The following is an 18,138-nucleotide window of genomic DNA, read 5'->3' on the forward strand; positions in this document are numbered from 1 at the left end:
CCTAGGCTGTCCCGCGGACGAGTCGGCCGGGCGACCGCGTCGGCCGGGGCGACCCGGCCGCCGAGGAAAGTCCGGACTCCACAGGGCAGGGTGGTGGCTAACAGCCACCCGGCGTGAGCCGCGGGACAGTGCCACAGAAAGGAAACCGCCACGCCGAGCGATCGGCGCGGTAAGGGTGAAACGGTGGTGCAAGAGACCACCAGCGTGCTGGGTGACCAGTGCGGCTAGGTAAACCCCACCCGGAGCAAGACCAGACAGGCAGCGTTCGAGGGCGGCCCGCCCGAGCTGCCGGGTAGGTCGCTTGAGGCGTGCGGCGACGCACGTCCTAGAGGGATGGTCGCCACCGCTCCCCGGAGCGGTACAGGATCCGGCTTACAGGCCGACTCGTCCCCCCATCGGGGGTCGCGCGGAACTCACCCGCACGGCCCTACGCTGCGCACCGGGCACAACGGCTGTGCCCGGCGCTCACATGGGGGGAACCATGCGCATCCACCGCTCCACCACGCTCGCCGCCGCAGCAGCGGTCGCGGCCGGCCTGCTGGGGGCAGGCACCGCACAGGCCGCGCCGGCCAGACCGGACCTCGTCGTCACGAAGGTCACCTGGGCCCCGCAGTCGGTCGCCGCCGGGCAGCAGCTCGCCTTCTCCGCGACCATCAAGAACCAGGGCACCGCTGCCACCCCTGCCGATGTCATCCACGGCGTCGGCTTCCAGGTCGACGGCAAGCTCCGCACCTGGTCCGACTACGTCACCTGGTCCCTCGCGCCGGGGGAGTCAACCACGGTCGTCGCCAGCGGCGGCCCCACCGGCTCCTCGACCTGGACCGCGACCACCGGCACGCACGAGATCCTGGCCTACGTCGACGACGCCGGCCGCATCGCGGAATCCAACGAGTCGAACAACCGCACCAAGACCACCTTCACGGTCGCCGCCAAACCGACCATGACGACGAGCCTGCGTGGCCTCACGAGCTACTCGACCTTCCCCGCCGTGCCCGGCAAGACCGGCATCGCCAGCTACCTCAGCGGCACCGGCTACGGGGCCTGCTTCGTGGGCGGGCGGGTGGTCCCCGGCACGGAGAAGTCCTTCGGGACGTACGGGGCGGGGAACACCGACTACTACTACAGCGGGCCGTTCAGCCAGTCCGGCAAGGTGGAGGTCCCGGCGCGGGCGACCAGCGCCACCAGCGCGGAGATCAACCTCGGCGAGATCTACAAGTGGCACTACGGCGACCCCGAGTACCTGCTCGACTGCGCCGCCGGCCAGACCCCGGACTTCACGCGCTGGCACGTCACGAAGCTGACCACCAACCGGTGGACCGTCAGCGACACGACGTGGGGCGGGAACCTCCTCGCCACCGCGACGGCGACCCTCGACGTGGACCTGCCGCTCTGACGCCCGCCCCTCCAGGCTGAAGGCCCCCGGCACCTCGAGGTGCCGGGGGCCGTCCCGTGCCACGTCGGGAAAGGGGGCGGGCCGGCGCTTCCCCACACCGACCCGCCACTCCGAACGCTACCAGGAGTCGAACGGGTGTTCGAGTCGAGCGGTTCCCACCGAGGTGTGTCACGTCGTAGGGCGTCGGTGACGGACATGGACGTCGCGGCCGTGCCGATGACCGGGGTGGGGCGGGTGCGGCGACCACTCCACCTCGATCCTGCCGGGAGGTCGGTCACGGGGTGGTCCGAGGACGGGCCGGTGGAGTACCACTGACGGGTGGAGGAGCAGAGGGGATCGCCGGCGGACCGGCGGACCGAGTCGGAGCGGCAACAGCTGCTGGAAGAGCAGTGGAAGGTGTTCACCACCCGCTGGCAGGCGCTGGACGAGCAGTGGCAGACGTCGGCGGACGGGCCTGACCTCGCGCAGACGCGGGGGCGCATCCTGGCCGACTTCGACCGACTGGCTGGAGACCGAGACACCTCAGCCGTCGATCGGGACCTCGCCGCCGGCGACCGCAACCACCGGGCCGAGCAGCGTGACGCCGCCGCCCAGGACCGCGACACCGCCGCCTTCGAACGCGACACGAGCGCCGACGACCGCGACGCCGCCGACGAGCGGGCCGACGCCGACCGCGGGGCGCAGGGGCAGGACACCAGCGCCTCGCAGGCCAGCCGGGAACAGGCCCGCGCCGACCGGCGGGCCGCCGCGCAGGACCGGCGCACGGCGTTCGCCGACCGCGAAGCCGCCGACCGGGACCGCCGCAGTGCCCGCAGTGACCGGAACTACTCCGCCGACGAACGCTTCTACTCCCGCGACGCTCGTCACCGCTCGGCGCGGCTGCGCGAGCAGCAGGACGCCCAGCAGGCAGCAGGCCGGGACCGGGAGCAGGAGATGGCCACCGCCGCGATCGCGGCGTGCGAGCAGCTGGCCTTGACGCTGGAGCACTGCAGCACGCTGTACGAGCAACTGGCCGTGCGCGAGGACGATGCGGAGCGCGCGGCCCAGTTGCAGGTCATGGCCGAACGTCAGCGGTCCCGCGCCGGGCAGGTCTCGGCCCGGGCGCACCAGCTGGCAGCACGTGCGGGCACCGGCTCCTGAACGACCCACGGATCCACGAGTTTGGGACTTCGACCGGGCGCAACCGCCTGCGTGGGTCGTGCTGGTCGAGCGTCCAACCGGGGCGAGAGCGCCGGCCACCGGAGCGGTGATGAGCACTGTCGAAGACCCCGCCTTCGAGGTCCGGGTCGCTGCGTACGCCGCCAGACGGGCAGCGTGGATCCGCGACGTCCTGCCCGCCCACCTGTTCGGCGCGCCGCTGTGGATCGACGTGCCGTGACCCTCTGCGCCGGGCACGACGTCACGGTCACGGCGCGGGCCGCGTCGCGCACGGTCGTGGCGCGTGACGCGCACCCAGCGGTCTCGGCGCTCCTCACCTGCCCGTGCGGGTTCCCCGACGACACTCGGCCACCACCTCCTCGCCACGGTCGAGCACTGCTCGGCCCGGGGAGGCGGTGCCTGCCACCGACTACCGCTGTCCGACGGGAGTCCCGCCCTCGACGTCCGGCGGGTCGGGCGGGTCGGGCGGGTCGGGCAACGTGCTCATGGCTGCACCCTCCTGTGAGATCACCACGCCGAGGAGTTCGACACCCCGTCGCCCACGACGAGCCGACTGCCTCTGTCCGAGAGGTCCAGGGGCAAGGGCCCGGTGCTGCGTGCAGCTGCAGTCCACGGTGGCCGTCCACACGGTCTCAGCGCATCGGGGAGAACCCTGAGGCGTTCCTGAGACGCCGCGCGCGAAGTGCTCCACCGTCTCCCGCGACACCGCGACCCGGACGCCCTGCGGGCGGCGTCACGGTCGTGACGCGTTCGAGCCCGGTCGTGCTCCTCCCTCGCCGAGGCGGAGGCCGTGCTCGTGGTCGGCCAGCCACTGCGGCAGGGCCGTCGCCTCCTCAGCGGCCGGTGGGCTCACCGGCACGCCGGCCGCGGAGGTGGAGCCGGGAGCCGCCGCGCGACACGGTCGAGCGGGAGCGTCGGGGTCCTCGTGCCCGATGGGCGCGCCGGCGATCGCGCCGCCGCCGGAGGTGGCTGAACACCGGGCCACTGCGTCAGAGCCGTGGAGCGGTCCTCAGCCGACGATGTCGCGCGTGACGGCGAACTGCTCGGTCAGCACGCCGCCGATGATCGACTGCGTCTGGTTGATCTCCTCCACCGCGGCGTGGATCTGCACCAGCGAGGCGGTGACCGCACCCACCCGCGCCTGGATCGTGGCGACCTTGCTGCTCACGCTCGACGTCGCCTGCTCGGTCTGACCCGACAGCTCCTTGACCTCCTCGGCCACGATCGCGAAACCCCGTCCGGCGTCCCCGGCCCGGGCCGCCTCGATGGTGGCGTTCAGGGCCAGCAGCTTGGTCTGGGCCGCGATGGCCTGGATGGCGCGCACGACGTCGTTGATCTCCGCGCTGGCCCGTTCCAGGGCGGCCACCTCGGCGTTGGCCTCCACCGCCAGGGTCTCCCCGTGCGCGGCGACCCCGGTGGCGGCGACCACGTTGCGCTCCACCTCCCCGATGGACGCCAGCAGGTCCCCGCCGGCCCGGGTGAGGCGGTCGGCGGCGGCGAACCGCTCCATCGCCTGGCCGATGAGGAAAGCCGTGTTGCGCAGGGCGCTCTCGCGGCTGGCCGACATGATGAGGGTGCGGGTGGCGAAGAAGTCCATGGTCCCCACCACGCGCCCGGCCACCACCACCGGCAGGCACACCCCCGACTTCACCCCCGCCCGCTGGGCCGCCGGGGCCCGCACGCAGTCGGTCATCTCGCCCAGGTCCTCCACGAACACGAAGTCCTGCTTGGCCCACGTCCGCCCCGACAACCCGACGCCCTTGGCGAAGGACGCGTTCAAGGTCACCTGCCGGAACTCCGCCCCGGCGTCCCCGGACTCCAGCCCGAAGCGCAGCACGTGCTTCGACGCCGGCCCGGACTCGTCCAGGCGCCAGAAGGAGCCGTACTGCCAGTCGAACTCGGCGCGGATCGTGTCCAGCGCCGTGCGCAGCGCCTGCTCCTCGCTGGTCGCCGACGTCAGCGCGTGGATCAGGGTGGAGACCGCCTCGACGTCCTGAGCGGCCTTCTCCTGCCGCACGGCCTCCTCGAGCCGGGCCACCGTCGCCGAGATCAGCCGGGCGACCGTGCGCAGCACCGACAGCCGGCCGGCGGAGGGGGTGATCTGCTCGGTGGTGAAGAAGTCCAGCGTCCCGGCCACCTGCCCGCCCTGCAGCACCGGGAAGCAGATCCCCGAGCGGATCCCGGCCCGCTGCGCCACGGGTGCCCGCACGCAGTCGCTCAGCTCGCTCAGGTCCGCCACGAACACCAGGTCGCGCTGGCGCCAGGCCCGGCCCGACAGCCCGACGCCCTCGGCGAAGGTGGCCGCCAGGGTCACCCGGCGGAACTCCTCGCCGGCCGTCCCGCTCTCCTGCTCGAAGCGCAGGACGCGGGCGGCGCGGTCCAGCCGCCAGAACGAGGCGTAGGCCCAGCCGAAGCGGGTCCGGACGGTCTCCAGCGCGATCCCGACGGCCTCGGCCGGCGTCCGGGCCGTCTCCAGCGCCTGCACGAGGTCGGTCACGGCCTCGACGTCGGCGCGCCCCTCGGCGAGCTCGCGCGCCACGGCGGCGGTTCCAGCGGTCCGTCGACCGAGCATCGTCCATCTCCTGTCACTGGGCGCGGTGACGACCCGGGTCGTCACCGCGCCGGACTCCTTCAGCGCTGAAGTTCTCCAGCACTGGAGTGATCGACTGCCCGGTGGGACGGCTTGACTACTGCATCCGGAGGATCGTGGCCCCCGACCACCTCCCGGGCCCTGCCCGCCCCCTCCGCCGGCCCCCGGTCAAGCACCGGAGGTCCTCGACCGATGAAGGACCGTGCTGACCACCCCGAGCGCCCACCCGACCGACGCAGCCGGTGTCGACCCGGACCAGGGCTCCGCCGAGCTCCACCCGGTTCCCGTGGACCGGCTGCCGGGGGTGCGGGAGGAACTGGACGTGATCGCCCGGTCGCCGTTCTCCGGCTCCGAACTCGGTCACCTGACCCTGCAGGCGGGGCTGGGGGTCCTCGGCATCCTGGACAGCGCCGCCGACCGGGTCGGGCTCCTGGCCAGCGACCTGCGCGCCATGTACCTGCTGCAGGTCCTCGGGGACCAGAGCGCCGGCTCGCTGGCCCGCCACATGCTGGTGCCCCAGTCCTGCGTGACCCTCATCGCCAAGAGGCTCCAGGAGGAGGGGCTGGTCACCCGGGCCAAGGACCCGCACGACGGGCGCAAGGTCATCCTCGGCATCACCGGCGCCGGCCGGTGCCGTCTCGACGAGGCCTCCGTCCTGGTCCGCGCCGAGCTCAGGACGTTCTTCGCCCCCCTGTCACCGGCCAGCGCGGTCGCGCTGGCGGCGCTGCTCGCCGACGTCGTCGAACCCGGTACCTCCGGGGCAGGGCAGGGGCGCTGACCGCAGCGCACCCCGGCACCGCGGCCGCGCACCGCCCGTGCCCCGTCAGGTGGTCGACACGTCGGTGGAACGGGCGACCCCCTCGCCGGCCTCGACCTCCTCGCGGCGGGCGTCCAGCGCGCCGAGCGCGAGGGAGAACGAGTCCGAGCCCAGCAGGTGGCGCAACCGGCCGCCGTTGCCGGACACCCCGAGGTCGACGAGGGCCGCGGCGGCCTTGACCGGGTCACCCAGCTGGGTCCCCGGCATCCGCAGGTGCGCCTGCGTCATCTCGCGCAGGGCGGGGTAGGCGTCGGTGGTCCTCTCGGGCAGCACCAGGGAGTCCGGGGTCAGGAAGTCGGTGCGGAAGTAGCCGGGCTCGACGAGGCTGACCTGGATCCCGAGGTCGGCGACCTCCGCGGCGAGGGACTCGGTGAGCCCCTCGAGGGCGAACTTGCCCGCGCAGTACAGGCCCCAGCCGGGGAAGGACGTCATCCCCAGGATGGAGGAGACGTTGACGACGTGACCTGACCGCTGGGCCCGCAGGATCGGCAGCGCCGCGCGCAGGACGTTCCACACCCCGACGACCTGCACGTCGAGCATGGCGCGGACCTCGGCGTCGGAGGTCTCCTCGACGGCGCCGAGGAAGCCGTAACCGGCGTTGTTGACGACGACGTCGAGGGTGCCGAACCGCTCGCGGGTCCGCTGCACCGCCCGCGTGACGGCGGCTCCGTCGGTCAGGTCGAGTTCCAGCGCCAGCAGCCGGGAGGTGTCGACGTCACCGCCGAGGGCAGCGGTCAACCGCTGCGTCGAGCGGGTGGTGGCCGCGACGTCCTCGCCGCGGTCCAGCAGTCGGGTGACGAGCTCGCGGCCCAGGCCGCGGGAGGTGCCGGTGACGAACCAGGTGGACACGAGGTCTCCTTCGGTCGGAGGAGGTGGGGACAGCACCAGCCTGGGCCGTCAGCAGGGGCCGGGGAGGCCGCTGCCCCGCCCACTCCTGCCTGGGTACGGCGTACCCCCCTTCGACCTGTCCGTGCCCCGTCCGGACCGGCACACTGGTCGGGTGACCTCCCACGGCGAGCACCGCAGGGACCTGGGTGACTTCCTCCGCAGCCGGCGCGCGGCGACGTCCCCGGAGGCGGTGGGGCTGCCGGTGGCGCCGGGGCGCCGGGTCGCCGGGCTGCGCCGGGAGGAGGTCGCCCGGCTCGCCGGGGTGAGCGTGGACTACTACACGCGCCTGGAGCAGGGCCGCCACGCCAGCCCGTCGGGCGCTGTGCTGGACGCGCTGGCCCGCGCGCTGGGCCTGGACCCGGCGGGTCGCGCGCACCTGCACGACCTGGCGGGGCCGTCCACGGCGAGGCACGAACGCCCGGTGGTGCAGCGGGTGCGGCCCGCGGTCCACCAGTTGCTGGACTCCCTGCGTGACCACCCGGCGTTCGTGGTCGGCCGGCGCACCGACGTGCTGGCCTCCAACGCGCTGGCCCGGGCGCTGCTGACCGACTGGGACGCGCTGCCGCCTCGCCGGCGCAACTACGTCCGCTGGCTCCTGCTGGACCCGGGTGCGCGTGCGCTGTTCCCCGACTGGCCGGTGCTGGCGGCCGAGGCGGTCGGCACGTTGCGCCTGGACGCCGGCCGCCACCCCGACGACCCGCTGCTCAACGCCCTCGTCGGGGAGCTGACGATCGGCTGCCCGGAGTTCGCCCGGTGGTGGTCCGACCGCCGCGTGCACGAACGCACCCACGGGACCAAGCGCCTGCACCACCGCGTGGTGGGGGACGTCACGATCCACTTCGAGGCGCTGGTGCTGGCCGGGGAGGACGACCAGACGCTGTTCACGTACTCGGCCGAGCCGGGGAGCGCTTCGGCGGACAACCTGCGGCTGCTGTCGTCGTGGGCCACGGACCCCGGTCCTGCCGGGTCCCGCCGGCCGCGCGATCCGGCGACGCCCTGACGTCTCGGCCGTCGCGGGGTCCCCGGGGCACCGCGGGGCTCACCAGAGCTTGCCGCGCCAGCTCAGCCCCTTCAGCAGGCGGACGCTCACGCGCCCCGTGGAGGACACCGTCGCGCGCCCGATCCGCTTCGTGACGCTCACCCCGGAGCGCCCGGCGTTCACGCGCACGCCCTTGCCGAGGTCCTTGGCCCAGCGGAACGAGAACGGCACCTGCACTCCTGACGTCGGACGGTCACGGGACTCGCCCGCGCAACGCGCGGACCGGCCCGCGGGGTTCCCGCCGCACCGCCGCGTCCCCCTCGGGGCAGCGGGCCCACCCGCACGGCACCACGGTGCCCGGAGGGGAGGGGGTCAGCCCTTCAGGGCGCCGCCGAAGTTGAACGCCCCGCCTAGCCGGCGGGACAGCAGCACGTACAGGACGACGACGGGCAGCGTGTACAGGACCGAGTACGCCGCCAGCTGACCCCACTGGACCGACCCGTACTGCCCGAAGAAGGTGAAGATGCTCACCGAGGCGGGCAGCCGGTCGGGGGACAGCAGCAGGACGAAGGGGATGAAGAAGTTCCCCCACATCCCGATGAACGTGAAGATCGTCACGACGGACAGCCCGGGCCACATGAGGGGCAGGACGATGTGGCGCAGCGTCTGCATGGAGCTGGCCCCGTCGGTCCAGGCCGCCTCCTCCAGCGTCAGCGGCACGCCGTCCATGAAGTTCTTGCACAGGAAGATCGACATGGGCAGCGCGGTCGTCGCCATGAACGCGACCGTCCCGCCGATGGTGTCGACGAGGTTGAGCTGCACGAACAGCCCGTACACCGGGACCATGATCGCCGTGATGGGCAGGCCGGTCGAGAAGAGGATGGTCAGCAGGAACGGCCGCTTGTAGCGCGTCTCGAAGCGGGACAGCGGGTAGGCGGCCAGCGTCGCCACGACGATGGCGATGAACGTCGAGCCCACGCACAGGACCAGGCCGTTCCACATCGGCCGGTACGTGGTCTCCGGGGTCAGGACGGCCCGGAAGTTGTCGAAGCTGAAGCCCGTGCCGGGCCACTCCAGCTTCAGCCCCGCGCGGGCGTCGAAGGCCGCGAAGACGACCCACAGCAGCGGGACGAGGAACATCACGCCGAGCACGGCGGTGACGACGTTCACGACGGCCGTGGCGACCCAGGTGCGGGGTCCCACGGGGCGGTGCGAGGTGACCGCGAGGGGGGTGGCGGTCGGCGTGGTGGAGGTCTCGGTGGTCATCGCGTCAGTCCTCGCGCAGCAGGCGCATGTAGACGATGGAGAAGACGCCGCCGACCGCGAGCAGGACGAGCGCGATGGCGGTGCCGTAGCCGATCTGGCTGAACGAGAAGGCCTGCTCGTACATGTACAGCGGCAGGGTCTGGCTCTTGGTCCCCGGGCCGCCCTTGGTCATGGTGTAGATCAGGCCGAAGACCGACAGGGTCTGCAGGGTGATGAGCATGAGGTTCGTCGTCACGGTCCGCTTGATCATGGGGATCGTGACGTGCCGCAGCCGGGCCCAGCCCGTCGCGCCGTCCATCTCCGCTGCCTCCTCGATCTCGGCCGGGATCTCCGAGAGCGCCGCGTTGTAGACGAGCATCGAGAAGGCCGTCCCGCGCCAGACGTTCGCCAGCGAGACCGCGATGATCGGCAGGGTGTAGAGCCAGTTCTGGCCCAGCCCCAGCACGCCGATGACCTCGTTGAGCGTGCCGTCCTTGGCCAGGAAGGCGTACCAGAGGTACCCGGCGACGACCTCGGGGATGACCCAGGCGCCGATGACGGTGATGCCGACGAGGGTGCGGACCACCTTGGCGGCCCGCTTCTGCAGCAGGGCCAGGGCCAGCCCCAGGACGTTCTGCCCGACGACGGCGGACAGGATGGTGAACACCAGCGTCAGGACCACGGAGTTCCCGAACGCCTCGCTGCCGAAGGCGGCCCGGAAGTTGTCCAGGCCGACGAACTGCGTGTCGCCCGACCCCGCACCGGTCAGCGCCGTGTTCGTGAACGCGGCGTAGACGCACCACAGGATCGGGCCGGCCAGGAACACCAGCAGCAGCACGACCGCCGGGGTCAGCGGCAGCGCCCTGGCGATGTCGACCCGGACCGGGTGCGTCCTGCGCCGCAGCTGGGGGCCGGACGGTGCCCCCGGTCGTGTCAGCGTGGCCACCGGAACTCCTCCCTGCGACTCACAGCGTCGCGGTCTTGTCCTCGCCGACGATGCCCTTGACGGCCTCGTCGTAGGCCTTCGCGGCCTCGTCGGGGCTGGCCTGACCGGTGACGACGGCCTCCATCGCGACCTGGATCTCGTTGGACACCCGCGGGTAGTCGGTGTTCTGCGGGCGGTACTGGGTCACCGGGACGAGGCTGGAGAAGAACTCCAGCGTCGGGTTGGAGCCGGTGTACGTCGGGTCGGCGGCGACGTCCTTGCGGACGGCGACGGCGGCGGAGTTGATGTTGTAGCGCAGGTTGTTGTCGAAGGACGTCAGGGTCGAGATGACCTTCCAGGCGTCGTCGGCGTTGGAGGCGTTCTTCGTCATGGCCCACGTCCAGCCGCCGGACATCGAGATCTTCCCGTCGCCGGAGCCGTCCTTCGTCGGCATGGGGGCCTGGCCCATGACGTCGTTCCACTGGGGCCAGGGGGCGCCGCCGGTGTCCAGCCAGGTGCTGGAGACCCAGGAACCGTCCAGGTCGATGGCCAGGGTGCCGCCGGGCAGGAACTCCTCCTGCACCCGGGTGCCCACCTGCGCGTCGAGCGCGACCGAGGGGTCCGGGGCGAGCTTCTCGTCGAAGATCGTCTTGATGAACCGCAGGGAGTCGACGAACTCGGGGCTGCCGACGTTCCACTTGTCCTGGCCGGGGTCGTACAGCGTGGAGCCGGTGCCGTAGAACAGCATCTCGAACCCCTGCATGGACGCCGCCTCACCGGCGGCCTTGCCGGCGAACACGTTGATCGGCGTGACGCCCGGCACCTTGCCCTTGATCTCGCGGCAGGCCGCGAGGATGTCGTCCCACGAGGTGGGCGCCCAGTCCGCGGCCAGGCCCGCCTTGGTGAGCAGGTCCTTGTTGAACCACAGGGCGCGGGTGTCGGTGCCGTCGGGGACCCCGTACGTCTTGCCGTCGGCGGCCTTGGCGGCGCCCTTGGCGACGTCCTGGAACTGGTCCCACTCGTCCCACTGGCCCAGCCAGCTGTCCAGGGGCTGCAGGTACCCGGCGGTGATGTCGGAGTTGATGAGGAACGTGTCCTCGTACACCACGTCCGGGGAGGTGCGCGGCGAGCGCATCATGAGCTGGAGCTTGGTGTAGTAGTCGTTCTCGGAGGCGACGATCGGGACGAGCTCCACGGTCTTGCCGGAGTTCGCCTTCTCGTAGGCGCTCTTGACCGTGGTGAGGTAGTCCTTCATCACGGTGCCCGAGCCCCACTGCTGGTAGGCGACCTTGATCGCCCCGGACGAGTCATCGCCGCCCTGGGACCCGCCGCCGCAGGCTGCGGTTCCGAGCACGGTTCCGGCACCCAGGCCGGCATAGGTCAGGAAGCTACGACGACGCACAACCCACTCCCTCGTGGCGGTGTCCGATCTCTGGCCGGCCGGCCGGGCGGTCCGGGGATCGTCCGGCCGGCCGTTGCGAGGAGACTAAATCCAGTGGATTGACGGTGTCAACGGATGGGCCGCATCATTCTGGGAACGATCCCAACGTCGCTCCCCGAGCGGGGCGGCGAGCGCGAGGAGGCGCGGGTGCGACGAGGCACGAACCTGCCCTGGGTGGGCGACTACAACCAGGCCGTCGTCCTCGACGGCGTCCGCCGCCACCCCGGCACGTCCCGGACCGACCTGGCCGCGGCCACCGGCCTGACCCTGCAGACGGTGTCCAACATCGTCCGGCGGCTCATCGAGCGCGGCCTCGTCCAGGAGGGGGAGCCGCTGCTGCGCCCGGGCGCCCGCGCCGGCGGCAAGCCGCGGACCGCCCTGGCGGTCCGGCCCGGCGCGGCGCTGGCCGTCGGCCTGCAGTTCGAGCGCGAGCACGTCGACGCGGTCCTGCTCGACCTGACCGGGGACGTGCTGGCCGTCGACCGCGAACCGCTGCCGGACCCCCCGGACGCGACCGGCGGGGCGACCGGCGGGGCGGCCGAGGCCGCGGTGGCCCGCGCGACGGCCGTGGTGCGGCGGCTGGTCCGCACCCGCGGGTCCGCCGACGCCGTGCTCGGCGTCGGGGTGGCCGTCCCCGGGCCGCTCGACTTCGCCGGGCCCGTGCGCAGCTCGGCGATCAACCTGCCCGGCTGGCGCGGGGTCGCCGTCGCCGACATGCTCACGGCCTCGACCGGGCTGCCGGTCCTGGTGGAGAACGACGCGACCGCCGCCGCCGTCGGCGACCTGTGGCGCTCGCGGCGGGTCGGGCGCAGCTTCCTCTACGTCCACGTCGGCGCCGGGATCGGTGGCGGGGTGGTCGTGCGCGACGAGGTCCTGCGGGGGGAGTCGGGCAACGCGGGGGAGATCGGGCACGTCGTCGTCGAACCCGCCGGGCCGCCCTGCTCCTGCGGTGCCGTCGGGTGCCTGGAGGCCGTGGCCGCCCCCGCGGCGGTCGTGCGCCGCTACGCCGAACGGGTCGGGCGCGAGGCCGCCCGCGCCGCGGGCCTGCGGCTGGCCGAGCGCAGCGTCCTGGACGACCACGACCGCCTCGGCGTGCGCGCCGCCGCGGGGGACGAGGTCGCCGCCGCGGAGCTGCGGACCGCGGCGCTGGCCGTCGCCCGCGTCGTGCTGGGCGTGGTCAACGTCGTCGACGTCAGCGAGGTCGTGCTCGGCGGTGCGGGCCTGCGCCACGCGGGGGAACGGGTCCGCGACGCCGTGCGGGCGGGGCTGGGCCTGGCCATGACCCGCGAGGTGCACCCCGTCGAGGTCCGCTTCAGCGACGCCGGCGAGCAGGCCGGTGCGCTGGGGGCGGCCAGCGCCGTCCTGCACGAGGCGCTGTCCTCGACGTGGGTGGGTGTGCACGTGCCCGCGCGCGAGATCGTGATCTCCCCGGTGGCACCCGTGCACTGAGCCGGGCCCCGGCGTTCTGGCAGGATGCCGCTCGGCTCCGAGGGCGTGGCCGCACACGACGTTCGACCGATCACCGAGGTTCCGATGGCCGTCACCGCCCCCCCGTCCGCGATCGACCGCTGGTTCGAGGTCAGCGCCCGCGGGTCCACCGTGGGCCGGGAGGTCCGCGGCGGCCTCGCGACCTTCTTCACGATGGCCTACATCGTGGTGCTCAACCCGCTGATCATCGGCACGCACGCCGACGCCACCGGGAAGTACCTCGGCGGTGGGGACAGCCCGAACCTGGCCGCGGTCGCCGCCGGCACCGCCCTGGTGGCCGGGGTCGTGACGCTGCTCATGGGGTTCGTCGCCAACTACCCCCTCGCCCTGGCGACCGGGCTGGGCCTGAACGCCTTCCTCGCCTTCGGGGTGGCCAGCCTGCCGGACATGACGTGGGCCGACGCCATGGGGCTGGTCGTCATCGAGGGGCTCGTCATCCTCGTGCTCGTCCTCACCGGGCTGCGCGAGGCCGTCTTCCGGGCCGTGCCGGCACCGCTGAAGACGGCCATCAGCGTGGGCATCGGCCTGTTCATCACCATCGTCGGGCTCGTCGACGCCGGGTTCGTCCGGGCCGGCAGCGGCACGCCCCTCGAACTGGGCATCGGCGGCTTCCTCGCCGGCTGGCCCACGCTCGTCTTCGTCGTCGGCCTCGTGCTGATGATCGTCCTCATGGCCCGCGGCGTGCGCGGCGCCATCCTCGGCGGGATCGTCGCGGCGACCGTCCTCGCGGTGGTCGTCGAGGCCGTGGCCCACCTCGGGCCGCGCACCGGGGCCGACGGGTCGGTCGTCAACCCCCGCGCCTGGGGCCTGAACGTCCCCGCGCTGCCGGACTCGTGGGTCTCCGCCCCCGACTTCGCCACGCTGGGGCACTTCTCCCTGCTGGGCTCGTTCGAGGCCGTCGGCTGGGTCACGGTCGTCCTGCTGGTCTTCACCCTGCTGCTGGCCGACTTCTTCGACACCATGGGCACGGTCGTCGCGATCGGCGCCGAGGGCGACCTGCTCGACGCGGAGGGCAACCCCCCGCGCATGCGCCGGATCCTCGTCGTCGACTCCATCGCCGCCGCCGCCGGGGGCGCCGGCGGCGTCTCGAGCAACACGAGCTTCATCGAGTCCGCCACGGGTGTGGGCGAGGGGGCCCGCACCGGGCTGGCCAGCGTCGTGACGGGCGTCGCGTTCCTGCTCACGACGTTCCTGGCCCCCGTCGTGGCGATCGTGCCCTACGAGGCGGCGACCCCCGCCCTGGTCGTCGTCGGGTTCCTCATGATGACCCAGGTCAAGGGCATCGACTGGACCGACCTGGAGATCGCCGTCCCGGCGTTCCTGACGATCGTGCTCATGCCGTTCACGTACTCCATCAGCGCCGGCATCGGGGCGGGGTTCGTCGCGTTCGTCGTGGTCAAGCTCGCCCGCGGCAAGGCCCGCGCGGTCCACCCCGTGATGTGGGTGGTGGCGGCCCTGTTCGTCGTCTACTTCGCCATCGACCCGATCAAGCAGCTGCTCGGGGTCTCCTGACCCGGGCGCCGGGGGAGCACCCGGGGCACCCGCGGCGGCTCAGGCGTCGGGCCAGACGATGCCGACCTTGCCGTGGGTGCCGCTGTCGGCGATCCGGTACGCCTCGCCGGCCTCGGCGAGGGGCCGGGTGTCGGTCACGACGACCTGCGGGTGCAGGCCCGTGCGGTCCAGCAGCTCCAGCAGCTCGGCCATGTGCACCGTCGAGGTGACCCACGACCCGTGGATCGTCAGCTGCTGGTGGATGACGTGCTCGCTGACGTCGACCGACAGGTGACCGCCCTCGCCGACGAGGGCCACCCGCCCCCAGCGCCGGGTGTGCTGCAGGGCGAACAGCTGCCCCGCACCGGACCCGCTGCAGTCCACGGCCGTCTCGGCCCCGCCGGGCAGCACCGCCTCGAACGCCTCGCGGGTGGGTTCGGCGGCCCCGCTCACCGCGCCCAGGCGCAGGGCCAGGTCCCGGCGCTCGGCCGAGGGGTCCACCCCGACGACGGTGCGGACGCCCAGCGCCTGGGCCAGCAGCCCAGCGGCCAGGCCGACCGGGCCCAGCCCGACGACGAGCAGGCGGTCGGCGCCGTTGACGTCCAGGCGGCGCAGCGCCTCGTAGGCGGTGCCGAACCCGCACGCCACGCACGCGCCGTCGAGGTAGGTGAGGCTGTCGGGCAGGACGAGCAGGTCGCGCTCCTCGGCGAGCAGGTAGTCGGCGTGGCCGCCGTCGCGCTGCCAGCCGTAGGCCGCGCGCCGCGGCGACGTGCAGCTGATCTGGTACCCGCGGCGGCAGTCGTCGCACTGCCCGCAGCCGGAGATGTGGTAGACGACGACGCGGTCGCCGGGGCGCACGCGGTCCACGCCCGTCCCGACGCCCACGACCCGGCCCGCCGGTTCGTGACCGCCCACGACGCCCTGGTAGGCCTCGGGCCCCTCGCCCAGGTGCTCGCGGTAGATGGCCCGCAGGTCGCTGCCGCAGATCGTCGAGGCCCGCACCGCGAGGAGGACCTGCCCGTGCCCGGGCGCGGGGACGGGGACCTCCTGCAGGTCCACCACCCGCCCACCGGGCAGGAAGGCCGCGTTCATCGTGGGCGGGATCGTCATCGTGGACCTCCGGTCGTGGGCCCCCGACGGTGGGGGCACGGGTGCAGCGGACGTTAGCGCCTGCCCCGGGGGCCCGGGCGCCCGCCCGGAGGCATGCCGTGCCGCCCACAGGGGCGGTACACGCTTTCCCGGAGGGCGCGGGACGCCCCGGCGCGGGAAGTGGGCGCTGAACGCTTGACGAGCGGTGCGGCACGTCCCCAAACTCGGGGCTACCGCTTTGAATCGTGTCAGGCGGTGCAAGAACCGGCGCAGCCGCCGGTCCGTGGTCTCGAAGAGGAGACGAACCGTGACACGCAAGAACCCCCGACCCGCCCGGCTCGCCCTCGCCCTCGCGGTCGCCCTGACGCTGACCCCCCTCACGGCCTGCAGCGCCGGGAGCCTCGGCTCGTCCTCGGAGTCCTCCGACGGCGGGACGACCATCACGTGGCTCACCGGCTCCGACGAGACGGCCCAGACGACCGCCAGGACCATCGTCGCGGCGTTCGAGAAGGCCAACCCCGACATCACCGTCGAGCTCGACGGCCGCCCGGCCGGGGCCGAGGGGGACAACCTCGTCAAGACCCGGTTGCAGACCGGCAGCATGCCGGACGTCTTCGACTACAACTCCGGCTCGCTGTTCCAGCAGATCGCCCCCGAGAAGAACCTCACCGACCTCACCGGGGACGCCGCCGTCGCCGCCGTCGACGAGGCGTTCAGCCCGCAGGTCTCGGTCGGCGACGACGTCTACGGCGTTCCCTACGGCACCGCCTTCGGCGGCGGCGTCATGTACAACAAGAAGGTCTACGAGGAGCTGGGCCTGGAGGTCCCGACGACGTGGGCGGAGTTCCTCGCCAACGCCGACGCGATCAAGGCCGCCGGCAAGACCGCCGTCATCCAGACCTACGGCGAGACGTGGACCGCGCAGCTGCCCATCCTCGGCGACTTCCACAACGTGGCCGCCGCGGACCCGGACTGGGCGCAGGAGTACACGGCCAACCGGAGGAAGTACGCCACCGACCCCGTGGCCCTCGCCGGGTTCCAGCACCTGCAGGAGATCCACGACCGCGGCTACGCGAACGCCGACTTCGCCTCGGCCAAGGTCCCCGACGGCATGCGCCTGCTCGCCGCCGGCGACGGCGTCATGTACCCGATCCTGTCGGGGAACATCACGACGCTGGCGGCGGCCGCCCCCGACAAGGTGAACGACGTCGGGTTCTTCGCCCTGCCGGGCACCGACGCGGCGTCCAACGGCCTGACGGCGTGGTTCCCCAACGCGGTCTACATCCCCAACACGACCGAGGACGCCCAGCTGACGGCGGCCAAGAAGCTGCTCGCCTTCATCGCCAGCCCCGCCGGCTGCGAGGCCCAGAGCCAGGCCAGCCCGCCCACCGGTCCGTACCTGGTCGAGGGCTGCACCCTGCCGGCCGACGTCCCGCAGGTCACCAAGGACGTCCAGGCCTACTTCGACGCCGACAAGCAGTCGCCCGCCCTGGAGTTCCTGTCCCCGGTCAAGGGCCCGAACCTCGAGCAGCTGTGCGTCGAGGTCGGCTCGGGCATCACTCCGGCCGCCGACGCGGCGAAGCTCTACGACCAGGACGTCGAGAAGCAGGCCCAGCAGCTCGGCCTCGAGGGCTGGTGAGCTGAGGTGTCGGCGACGATCAGCACCCCACCACCCGCCACGCGCACCGGTGCGGGCGGGCGCGCGCGAGGGGACGGGCGGCAGCGTCGCCGGCGCAGCCCCTACCCCCACTGGTTCTACCTGCCCGCCGCGGTCGTCTACGCGGTCCTCTTCCTGGTCCCCACCCTGCTGTCGTTCTACTTCAGCCTCACGCGCTGGACGATCTTCGACAGCGAGTTCATCGGGCTGGGCAACTTCGCCCAGTTCTTCTCCGAACCGGCCCTGACGAAGGGCTTCGTCAACACCTTCGTCTACGCCGTCGTCACCTCCGGGGCCAAGGTCGTCCTGGGGATGGCCCTGGGCCTGCTGCTGACCTCCCGGATCGTCGGCCGGGGGTACCTGCGGTCGGTGGTGTTCTTCCCCGTCCTGGTCTCCACGGTCGGGGTCGGGATCACCTTCCAGGTGCTCATGAACCCCGAGAAGGGCGTCATCAACCACGCTCTCGCGGTCTTCGGGATCGACCAGGTCGGCTGGCTCACCAACCCCTCCCTCGCCCTCTTCTCGGTGGCCCTGGTCGACGTCTGGAAGGGCGTCGGCCTGGCCACCGTCATCTACATGGCCGGGATCGTCTCGATCCCGAACGAGTACCGCGAAGCGGCCAAGGTCGACGGGGCCGGTGCGTGGAGCACGTTCCGCAACATCGTCCTGCCGCTGTCCTGGCCCGCGACGTCGACCGTCGTGACGCTCTCGCTCATCGGGGGCCTGCGGTCGTTCGACCTCATCTGGGCCATGACCCGGGGCGGGCCCGGCTTCACCTCCGACGTCATCGCCTCGGTGATCTACAAGCAGTACCAGGCCGGGTTCTACGGCCTGTCGACGGCCGGCAACGTCATCCTCTTCCTCGCCGTCACCGCCATCGTCGTCCCGCTGACGCGGTACCTGTCCCGCAAGGAGGTGGAGATGTGAGCACCCTCGCCGACGCCCCCGTCAAGAGGCCCCTCGCCCCCGCGCGGAAC

Annotated in this window: 16 protein-coding genes and 1 other RNA gene; 10 read left to right on the forward strand and 7 right to left on the reverse strand. The window is 72.7% G+C overall.

From position 1 onward, the window contains the following. Positions 1-18 precede the first annotated feature (18 nt). From rnpB to BJ968_RS25940, 4 genes are all read left to right on the forward strand, one after another. Positions 19-391, forward strand: an RNA gene (gene rnpB, locus BJ968_RS19080) — RNase P RNA component class A. A 90-nt stretch (positions 392-481) separates the two neighbouring features. Continuing rightward, positions 482-1,393 (forward strand): CARDB domain-containing protein, encoded by a 912-nt coding sequence (locus BJ968_RS19085; protein WP_179754506.1) that lies wholly within the window; start codon positions 482-484, stop codon positions 1,391-1,393. Between the two features lie 318 nt (positions 1,394-1,711). Next, on the forward strand, positions 1,712-2,533 hold the full coding sequence (locus BJ968_RS19090; RefSeq protein ID WP_179754508.1) for a hypothetical protein: 822 nt from the start codon (positions 1,712-1,714) through the stop codon (positions 2,531-2,533). A 109-nt stretch (positions 2,534-2,642) separates the two neighbouring features. Continuing rightward, the gene (locus tag BJ968_RS25940) at positions 2,643-2,771 is read left to right on the forward strand and encodes a hypothetical protein (protein WP_281372741.1); all 129 of its coding nucleotides are present in this window, start codon (positions 2,643-2,645) and stop codon (positions 2,769-2,771) included. A gap of 789 nt (positions 2,772-3,560) precedes the next feature. On the opposite strand, the gene BJ968_RS19095 is transcribed toward BJ968_RS25940, so the two are convergent. Continuing rightward, positions 3,561-5,123 carry a GAF domain-containing protein gene (locus BJ968_RS19095; protein WP_179754510.1) on the reverse strand — a complete coding sequence of 521 codons (1,563 nt, stop codon included), beginning with the start codon at positions 5,121-5,123 and terminating at the stop codon, positions 3,561-3,563. Positions 5,124-5,343: 220 nt separating this feature from the next. Between BJ968_RS19095 and BJ968_RS19100 the strand changes: the two genes are divergently transcribed. Further along, positions 5,344-5,919, forward strand: a complete 576-nt coding sequence (locus BJ968_RS19100; protein WP_179754512.1) for a MarR family transcriptional regulator — start codon at positions 5,344-5,346, stop codon at positions 5,917-5,919. 45 nt (positions 5,920-5,964) lie between these two features. Here BJ968_RS19100 and BJ968_RS19105 read toward each other — a convergent pair whose 3' ends face one another. Then, entirely contained in the window at positions 5,965-6,807 is an 843-nt protein-coding gene (locus BJ968_RS19105; protein WP_179754514.1) for an SDR family NAD(P)-dependent oxidoreductase, read from the reverse strand. 151 nt (positions 6,808-6,958) lie between these two features. Between BJ968_RS19105 and BJ968_RS19110 the strand changes: the two genes are divergently transcribed. Further along, the gene (locus BJ968_RS19110) at positions 6,959-7,846 is read left to right on the forward strand and encodes an MmyB family transcriptional regulator (RefSeq protein WP_179754516.1); all 888 of its coding nucleotides are present in this window, start codon (positions 6,959-6,961) and stop codon (positions 7,844-7,846) included. A gap of 39 nt (positions 7,847-7,885) precedes the next feature. On the opposite strand, the gene BJ968_RS19115 is transcribed toward BJ968_RS19110, so the two are convergent. From BJ968_RS19115 to BJ968_RS19130, 4 genes are all read right to left on the reverse strand, one after another. Beyond that, positions 7,886-8,056, reverse strand: a complete 171-nt coding sequence (locus tag BJ968_RS19115) for a DUF4236 domain-containing protein (RefSeq protein WP_179754518.1) — start codon at positions 8,054-8,056, stop codon at positions 7,886-7,888. Positions 8,057-8,197: 141 nt separating this feature from the next. Next, complete coding sequence (locus BJ968_RS19120) at positions 8,198-9,091, reverse strand: carbohydrate ABC transporter permease (protein ID WP_179754520.1); 894 nt, start codon at positions 9,089-9,091, stop codon at positions 8,198-8,200. A gap of 4 nt (positions 9,092-9,095) precedes the next feature. Beyond that, the gene (locus BJ968_RS19125) at positions 9,096-10,016 is read right to left on the reverse strand and encodes a carbohydrate ABC transporter permease (RefSeq protein WP_179754522.1); all 921 of its coding nucleotides are present in this window, start codon (positions 10,014-10,016) and stop codon (positions 9,096-9,098) included. A gap of 19 nt (positions 10,017-10,035) precedes the next feature. Next, positions 10,036-11,397, reverse strand: a complete 1,362-nt coding sequence (locus BJ968_RS19130) for an extracellular solute-binding protein (protein WP_179754524.1) — start codon at positions 11,395-11,397, stop codon at positions 10,036-10,038. Between the two features lie 186 nt (positions 11,398-11,583). Here BJ968_RS19130 and BJ968_RS19135 point away from each other — a divergent pair, with 186 nt between their 5' ends. Both BJ968_RS19135 and BJ968_RS19140 read left to right on the forward strand, forming a co-directional pair. After that, entirely contained in the window at positions 11,584-12,885 is a 1,302-nt protein-coding gene (locus BJ968_RS19135) for an ROK family protein (RefSeq protein WP_179754526.1), read from the forward strand. 84 nt (positions 12,886-12,969) lie between these two features. After that, entirely contained in the window at positions 12,970-14,436 is a 1,467-nt protein-coding gene (locus tag BJ968_RS19140) for an NCS2 family permease (protein WP_179754528.1), read from the forward strand. A 39-nt stretch (positions 14,437-14,475) separates the two neighbouring features. On the opposite strand, the gene BJ968_RS19145 is transcribed toward BJ968_RS19140, so the two are convergent. Then, positions 14,476-15,525, reverse strand: coding sequence for an alcohol dehydrogenase catalytic domain-containing protein (locus tag BJ968_RS19145; protein ID WP_179754530.1), 1,050 nt, complete (start codon positions 15,523-15,525; stop codon positions 14,476-14,478). Positions 15,526-15,811: 286 nt separating this feature from the next. Here BJ968_RS19145 and BJ968_RS19150 point away from each other — a divergent pair, with 286 nt between their 5' ends. Both BJ968_RS19150 and BJ968_RS19155 read left to right on the forward strand, forming a co-directional pair. Further along, positions 15,812-17,143 (forward strand): extracellular solute-binding protein, encoded by a 1,332-nt coding sequence (locus BJ968_RS19150; protein ID WP_179754532.1) that lies wholly within the window; start codon positions 15,812-15,814, stop codon positions 17,141-17,143. A 6-nt stretch (positions 17,144-17,149) separates the two neighbouring features. Beyond that, a complete protein-coding gene (locus BJ968_RS19155; RefSeq protein ID WP_343078148.1) occupies positions 17,150-18,088 on the forward strand; it encodes a carbohydrate ABC transporter permease in 939 nt (312 codons plus the stop codon). Positions 18,089-18,138: the final 50 nt, after the last annotated feature.

This window comes from Kineococcus aurantiacus (assembly GCF_013409345.1).
Lineage (GTDB): Bacteria > Actinomycetota > Actinomycetes > Actinomycetales > Kineococcaceae > Kineococcus > Kineococcus aurantiacus.

Bases quoted from the DNA above. Each gene is read 5' to 3' on its own strand.
- BJ968_RS19085 (WP_179754506.1), top strand. From the start codon at position 482: ATGCGCATCCACCGCTCCACCACGCTCGCCGCCGCAGCAGCGGTCGCG.
- BJ968_RS25940 (WP_281372741.1), top strand. From the start codon at position 2,643: ATGAGCACTGTCGAAGACCCCGCCTTCGAGGTCCGGGTCGCTGCGTAC.
- BJ968_RS19095 (WP_179754510.1), bottom strand. From the start codon at position 5,123: ATGCTCGGTCGACGGACCGCTGGAACCGCCGCCGTGGCGCGCGAGCTC.
- BJ968_RS19120 (WP_179754520.1), bottom strand. From the start codon at position 9,091: ATGACCACCGAGACCTCCACCACGCCGACCGCCACCCCCCTCGCGGTC.
- BJ968_RS19140 (WP_179754528.1), top strand. From the start codon at position 12,970: ATGGCCGTCACCGCCCCCCCGTCCGCGATCGACCGCTGGTTCGAGGTC.
- BJ968_RS19145 (WP_179754530.1), bottom strand. From the start codon at position 15,525: ATGACGATCCCGCCCACGATGAACGCGGCCTTCCTGCCCGGTGGGCGG.